Raw genomic sequence first — 6352 nt, 5'->3', positions numbered from 1 at the left:
CCGGTCCCGGCGACGCCCCCGCCCCGTGGGACGGCCCGGAGGCCGGACCGGGCCCCGACCCCCGCGACGGCCGGGCCCGGCCGGTGGACCCGCACGACCTCGGGTACGACCCGCGCGACCTCGACCTCGATCCCGACGGGGACGGACCGGAACCCGACCCGGCCCCCGGTCCCGACGACGTCGAGGACCCGCCGCGCCGTGGGCGCCGCCGCGCCGTGCAGGAGGACCCCCGTCGACGCCGATGGCCGTGGGTCGTCGGCGTCGCCGCGGCGGCTGCCGCGGCCGTGCCGATCGGGCTCGCCGTGTTCGGTGGCACCGGGGACGAGACCCCGGCGGCGTGGCGCGAGGGTTCGGTCGCGTTCGGTGCGTCGACCGGTGGCGGTCAGCCCGGCGTCGTCCCGGCCACCGAGGTGTCCGCGGCGCCCGCGGCACCCACGGCGCCCGCGGCGGCCCAGATCACCTACGAGGTCACCGGGTCCGGCTCGGGGGTCACGATCACGTTCGGCCGCGGCACCTCGGTCGCCCAGGTCTCCGGCGCGGATCTGCCGTGGGAGCGCACCGCCCCGGCCGCCGGCGAGCCCACCGACTACTCGGTCACCGCCGCAGGCGGGTCCGGTGAGCTCTCCTGCCGGATCCTCGTCGACGGCGCCGTGATCTCCGAGGAGTCGGCCGACGGCGACTACTCCGCGGTCTCCTGCAACGGACGCCGCTGACGGCGGGCGGTCACCGGGGCCGCCCGCCCCGGAGTGCTCAGTGCGGCGTCTCCCGGAACCGCTTCCGCGACGCCTCCAGCTCCGCCTCGGCCGCCGCCCGGTTCGCCCAGTCGGCGCCCTCGACGCTCTTGCCCGGCTCCAGGTCCTTGTAGATCTCGAAGAAGTGCTGGATCTCCCGGCGGTGGAACTCGGGCAGGTGGTGGATGTCGCGCAGGTTCTCCAGACGGGGGTCGTGGGCCGGGACGCAGAGCAGCTTGTCGTCGCCGCCCGCCTCGTCGGTCATCCGGAACATGCCGATGGTGCGCACGAGCACGAGGACGCCGGGGAACAGCGGCTCGCCGGTGGTGACGAGCAGGGCGTCGAGCGGGTCGCCGTCCTCCCCGAGGGTGTCCTCGACGAAGCCGTAGTCGCCCGGGTACTGGGTGGCGGTGAACAGCGTGCGGTCGAGCCGGATGCGCCCGGACTCGTGGTCCACCTCGTACTTGTTGCGGCTGCCCTTCGGCACCTCGACCAGCATGTCGAACTCCACGGGGTCCTCCTCGACGCGGCAGCGGAACGGCAGGTCCAGTCAGTACACGGTCGGCCGCCCCGATGCACGTCCCGGCGCGCCGGACGGCCGGGTCAGGGGCGATTCGGCTCCCACGACTCCCATGCGGAGAAGTCGCCGAGCCCGGCCCGGGTCAACCGTCGGGCGAAGGCGAACAGCGCCGGGCAGTCGTCCGGGTACACGTCCAGGGACTCGCGCAGCTGCGGCCCCAGGCACGGCAGGTCGGTGAACAGTCGTCGCGTCCACACGGTGCGCACGGCGTCGTCGGCACCGGTCAGGGGGCCGAGATCACGGACTCCGGTGAGCAGCGCGACGAGGGCGTCGTGGACGGCGACGGTGCGGGCCGCGGCGGCGACCTCGCCGAACCCGGCCCAGGCCAGTTCCTCCAGACGGTCTGCCGGGCCGTCCCGGTGGGCCCGGAACGGCGCGGCGAACCGGGCCACCGCGGTGTCCCGGTTCGCCCGTCCGCCGATGAGGTCGGCCACCACGTCCCGGAACAGGACCGCGTCCTCCGCCATGGGACGAAGCCTAGGCGCCGTGGTGCGCCCCCCGGATGTGCGCTGCCAGCCGGGCCCGGACGTCCGCCACGACGCCCGGAGGGCCACCGCGCAGGTCGTAGGCGTGGTCGGCGCCGGGGACGTCGATGTGTTCGACCAGCGCACCGGCCGCCCGGAGACGGTTCGCGTAACGGACGGCCTCGTCGCGCAGTGTGTCCAGCTCGGCGGTGACGACGACGGCCGGCGTGATTCCGGTGAGGTCGGCGTCGTCGCCCGCAGCGGCCGGGGAGGCCAGCGGGTTGCGGGCGGCCTCCGGCGCCGGGAGGTAGGCGGCGTTGAACAGCCGGGAGATCCGCGGTCCGATGAGGGGCTTCGCGGTCCGCGCCCGCTTCGTCCCGGGCTCGCTGGCGAGGTCGAGGGGCGGGTAGTGCAGCACCTGCAGTGCGATCCGGGGTCCGCGGCCCGTGGCGAGGACGTGGCGTGCGGCCGCGGCGGCCAGACCGCCGCCCGCGCTCTGTCCGCCGACCGTCAGGCGGCCTCCGTCGCCGCCGTGCGCCGTCTCCGGGGCTGCGGCCCAGGCCAGGACGTCGAGCGTCTGCTCGACCGCAGCCGGGAACGGATGCTCGGGAGCGAGGACGTACTCGACGTCGAGCACGGTCACTCCGGTCGCGGCGAGTGTCCGGCACCATTCCTGGTCCTGGTGACGGCCGGGCAGGACGTAGCCGCCGCCGTGCAGGTTGACGTGCACCGGGCTCCCGTCCCCGCCGGGGTACACCGTCACCGGAGCCGCACCGTGCCGGGTGGGCGCGCTCAGCGTGCGGGTCCCGGCGGGCGCGACCCGCGACCGTGGTCCACCGGGCGCGTGGCGGAGCAGTCCGATCGCGGCCCGCACCAGCAGCGGATTCACGCGTGCACCCGGTCGGATCCGGGATCGGTGCGCGCGGCGAAGCCGGGGGGCAGCTCGTCGGGGCCGACGGCGATCACGGTCTCGTCGTCGACGCCGACGAACTCGAACAGGGTGATCTTCGCGAACTCGGGGATCGTCTCGATCGGGTGGGTCGGCCCCGCGTCGCGCAGCTCCCGCATGCGGTCGAGGTGGTCGTTCTGGAAGCAGACGGTCTCCGTGCCGTCGTCGGCGACCCAGCGCGGGAAGAAGATGGTGCCGTGCAGACGCCGCCGGGCCGGCATCACGCAGACCACGACCGAGGTGCCGGTCGGCTCGTTCCAGGACAGCTTGTAGACGCCCTCGTCGAGCCGGACCAGGTCCACCTCCTGGTCGCGCACCCAACGCCCGCCGACGTGACCGCTGTGGATCCGGTAGTCGATGGTGTGGTCGTTCTTGACGTACATCTCGTACTGCCAGCCGGTGTCGTAGGTGTAGATGAACCGGTGCCCGACGACGGCGGTCAGATCCTCTTCGTCCATGGCGATAGTATTGCAACAAAACTATTTTGTGGGCAATGCGTCGTGCGACACTGCCCCGGTGACGACGACCGCCGCGCTGATCGGCCGCGAGCTCGGCCCGCTGCGCCGGACCCTGCTGCGCCGTACCCGTATCGCCGCCGATCTGCCGGACCTGTCCGAGGCCCAGATCGAGCTGCTCCGCACGCTGGCGGCGGAAGGGCCGCTCGCGCCGAGCGAACTGGCGGCGGCGCTGCGTCTGGCACGGTCCACGGTGAGCAACCTGCTGCGCACGCTGACCGCCGCCGGATTCGTCGAGCGGCGGGCGGGGGCGAACCAGCGGACGGTGGTCGTCGCCGTCTCCGCGCGGGCGGCCGGGGCGCTGGAACGCTACGACGCGGCGGCCGAGGCCCTGCTCGGTGCGGCGCTCGACCGCCTCGCCCCCGCCGAGCGCGCCGCCCTGGCCGCCGCCGCTCCTGTACTGGCCCGGCTGACCGGCGCGCTCGACGCCGGCTGACCCCGCCTCCTCCCTGCGGTGGAGACACGGATCGTCCTCCGGACCGATTCGCCGGGCCGCGCCGACGGGCAGGCTCGCAGGTGTCTGTCCCCGAGCTACCGGCGAAAGGCCCCACGATGACCACCGAGAGCCCGGCCATGGTCCGCCTGCGTGACGCCGTCGGCCGCACCCTCGCGGCCGGCACCGCCCGTGCCACCCTGCTGATGGACATGTCCGGGACCCGCGCCGTGGGCGAGGCGCTCCCGCGGCGGCGGCGCCCGCTCCCGGCCCTGGCGCGGGCCGTCCTGCGCCGGGTGCCGCGGGAGGTCGTCACCAGCGGAGTCCTCGACCTCACCCGGCGCCGCGCCATGGTGGGCCACGACCACATCGCGTTCGTGCAGATCGAGGACCGGGTCTGGAGCGGGCGGCCCGGCCGCAGGCTCGACCGGCTGGGCCTCACCGATCCCGGCCGGATCGTCACCCCGCTGGCGGCCTTCGACCGGCTCGCCGACGTCACCGAGGCCCACGATCACGGCGTCGTCGCCGACCGCGGCGAGCGGTGGCGACGCCTGACCGTCACCACCGGCGACGGTGAGCCGGGCGAGGTGTGGCTCGACGGCGCCCACGTGCGCCGGATCCGGCTGCCCGAGCAGCGCCAGGACTCGACGACGGTGACGCTCGACGCGTTCGGCACCGACGTCGACGACCGCGACTGGACCCGGCTGCCCGGCTGAGAGCCCGGGTCAGCCGGCGGCCGCGGTCATCCGCTCGTTGTCCCGGCGCACCGTGCGGGCGGCGAGGAACAGCCCGGCCGACGCGATCGCCATCGACAGCGGCACGATCACGGCGAGGGCCTGCCGCAGCCCGTTCGCCGCGGCGTCGGCCGGGCTCGCGCCCGCGGCGAGGGCGTCCGCGGCGAACGCGTCCGACAGGGCACCGGCGATCACCGGCCCGACCGCGCCGCCCAGCAGGTAGAACGCGGCGAAGAACACCGCCGTCGCCGTCGACCGCAGCCGCGGCCCGACGACGTCGGCGACGGCCGGGTAGGCCGAGGTGTAGTAGAGGTACTGCAGCAGCCAGCCGGCGCCGAACAGCACGACGAATGTGCCCGTCGCCTCCGGTCCCACGGACAGCGCGAACCAGGTCAGGGGGACCGAACCCAGCGTCGCCACCGCACCGACCAGCACCCGCGCACCCGTCGAGCGGCGGGCCGCCCGGTCCGACACCCAGCCGCCGACGAGCAACCCGGCCAGCCCCGTCACGCCGACGACGACGCCGGTCAGCACCGCCGCCCCGGTCAGGGACGCGCCGAAGTAGCGCTGGAACAGCGGCACGGTGAACGTGTTGACCGAGTAGGCCGCGAGGTTCGCGCCGATCCCGGCGACGATCAGGAACCACATCGTCGGGACGGCCAGGATCCGCCGGAACGGCCGGTCGACCGGAGCCGGCGTCGCCTCGACCGTGGTCGTCGACGCCGGTTCGGACGCCCCGCGGCGGGGCTCGCGCACCAGGAAGAACCCGGCCGCGATGAGCAGCCCGGGGATCGCGGCCAGCACGAACGGGGCCCGCCACGTCCCGAACGCCTCGGCGATCGCACCGACCGAGAAGTAGGCGAGCACGAGCCCGACCGGCAGCCCGAGCTGGAACAGCCCGAACGCCCGCGCCCGCTTCCCCGCCGGGTAGAGGTCGGCGATCGTGGAGTTCGCGGCGGGCGCGTAGCTGGCCTCACCGATACCGACGCCGACCCGCATCAGCAGCAGCGAGACGTAGTTCCAGGCCGCGCCGCTCGCGGCCGTCAGCAGGCTCCACGCGACGATGCCCCACCCCATGATCCGGGCCCGCGAGCGGTGATCGGCGAGGCGCCCGAGGGGGAGCCCGCACAGGGCGTAGACGACGGTGAACGCGGCGGCCAGGACGCCGATCTGCAGGTCGGAGAGCCCGAACTCGAGTTTGACGGGCTCGGCGACGATCGCCGGGACGGCCCGGTCGTAGAAGTTGAACGTGTTGGTGGCGAACAGCAGCGCCAGCACCCGGCCGGCGTTGGGGGCCTGTTCGCCCTGCTCGGTGGGCAGGAAGCGTTCCCGTTCGGTCGTCATGTGACCCCCCGGTCTCGGCGTGGCCGCCCCGTTGCGGCCACGCCGGTCAGACTGCCCGACGGGGACGAATCCGTCACCGTCCACGGCTCACGCCCCGGTCGGGGCCACCACCATCGACCGGGTCCGGTCCGCGGGTGGTCGCCCGGGTGCAGCCCGACGGGCGACCGGGAGCGCGCCGTGGCCACGGCGAGCGCCGCCCAGGCCGCGGGGGCGAGCGCCCCGACCGACCCCAGCCCCCGGCCGAGCGCGACGAAGCTGCCGGTCATGGCGCTGACGACCACGTCGTGGAACGCCGTGAATGAGGCCCCGTCCAGGGCGCCCGCCGCCGCGGCCAGCAGTAGCGGCACCGCCGCGAAGATCCGGGCCGTCTGCTTGTCATGATCTGTGGCGAGCACGGCGGCAGCATTCGGCCGTTCGGCCTAAGGCGACGCTAAGTGGTGGGCAATGATCAGCTCACCCGTCGCGGCGTCCGCTCGTGCAGCGCGCGTGGCGCCGAGAACCTCGGTGCGCCAGGTCCGCATGACTTTGTCGGGGAGAATGAGTGGTGGTTCCGACCGGACGGGGGCGGACCCGATACTTGCTGCGGGCCTTCGTGAATGGAC

9 protein-coding genes are annotated in these 6352 nt (G+C 74.6%); 3 read left to right on the top strand and 6 right to left on the bottom strand.

Going from position 1 to position 6352, the window contains the following annotated elements:
- The coding region (locus tag NH602_RS02205) for an MmpS family transport accessory protein (protein ID WP_253066857.1) at positions 1 to 713 on the top strand (713 nt) is incomplete at its 5' end.
- 37 nt (positions 714 to 750) lie between these two features.
- Here NH602_RS02205 and NH602_RS02200 read toward each other — a convergent pair.
- The 4 genes from NH602_RS02200 to NH602_RS02185 all read right to left on the bottom strand — a co-directional run bounded on the left by NH602_RS02200 (position 751) and on the right by NH602_RS02185 (position 3182).
- Positions 751 to 1242, bottom strand: a complete 492-nt coding sequence (locus NH602_RS02200; RefSeq protein ID WP_062396543.1) for an inorganic diphosphatase — start codon at positions 1240 to 1242, stop codon at positions 751 to 753.
- Positions 1243 to 1334: 92 nt separating this feature from the next.
- A complete protein-coding gene (locus tag NH602_RS02195) occupies positions 1335 to 1778 on the bottom strand; it encodes a hypothetical protein (protein WP_179762230.1) in 444 nt (147 codons plus the stop codon).
- Positions 1779 to 1788: 10 nt separating this feature from the next.
- Positions 1789 to 2664: an alpha/beta hydrolase fold domain-containing protein gene (locus tag NH602_RS02190; protein WP_218899369.1), complete on the bottom strand. Its 876-nt coding sequence runs from the start codon at positions 2662 to 2664 to the stop codon at positions 1789 to 1791.
- Positions 2661 to 3182: a phenolic acid decarboxylase gene (locus NH602_RS02185; protein WP_253066856.1), complete on the bottom strand. Its 522-nt coding sequence runs from the start codon at positions 3180 to 3182 to the stop codon at positions 2661 to 2663. Before NH602_RS02185 ends, NH602_RS02190 begins: the two co-directional genes overlap by 4 nt.
- A gap of 58 nt (positions 3183 to 3240) precedes the next feature.
- Between NH602_RS02185 and NH602_RS02180 the strand changes: the two genes are divergently transcribed.
- Together NH602_RS02180 and NH602_RS02175 are read left to right on the top strand one after the other, a co-directional pair.
- Positions 3241 to 3675, top strand: a complete 435-nt coding sequence (locus tag NH602_RS02180; protein ID WP_073577261.1) for a MarR family transcriptional regulator — start codon at positions 3241 to 3243, stop codon at positions 3673 to 3675.
- A 116-nt stretch (positions 3676 to 3791) separates the two neighbouring features.
- Positions 3792 to 4388, top strand: a complete 597-nt coding sequence (locus tag NH602_RS02175) for a hypothetical protein (protein ID WP_073577260.1) — start codon at positions 3792 to 3794, stop codon at positions 4386 to 4388.
- 9 nt (positions 4389 to 4397) lie between these two features.
- On the opposite strand, the gene NH602_RS02170 is transcribed toward NH602_RS02175, so the two are convergent.
- Positions 4398 to 5750 (bottom strand): MFS transporter, encoded by a 1353-nt coding sequence (locus NH602_RS02170; protein WP_253066855.1) that lies wholly within the window; start codon positions 5748 to 5750, stop codon positions 4398 to 4400.
- Positions 5747 to 6097 carry a DUF1275 family protein gene (locus tag NH602_RS32125; RefSeq protein WP_374210115.1) on the bottom strand — a complete coding sequence of 117 codons (351 nt, stop codon included), beginning with the start codon at positions 6095 to 6097 and terminating at the stop codon, positions 5747 to 5749. The genes NH602_RS02170 and NH602_RS32125 overlap by 4 nt, the downstream gene beginning before the upstream one ends.
- Between the last annotated feature and the right edge of the window lie 255 nt (positions 6098 to 6352).

It is taken from the genome of Pseudonocardia sp. McavD-2-B, assembly GCF_024124365.1.
GTDB classification, from domain to species: Bacteria; Actinomycetota; Actinomycetes; order Mycobacteriales; family Pseudonocardiaceae; genus Pseudonocardia; species Pseudonocardia alni.
Note: the sequence above shows the minus strand (reverse complement) of the source record. Positions and strands in the feature narration are given on the sequence as shown.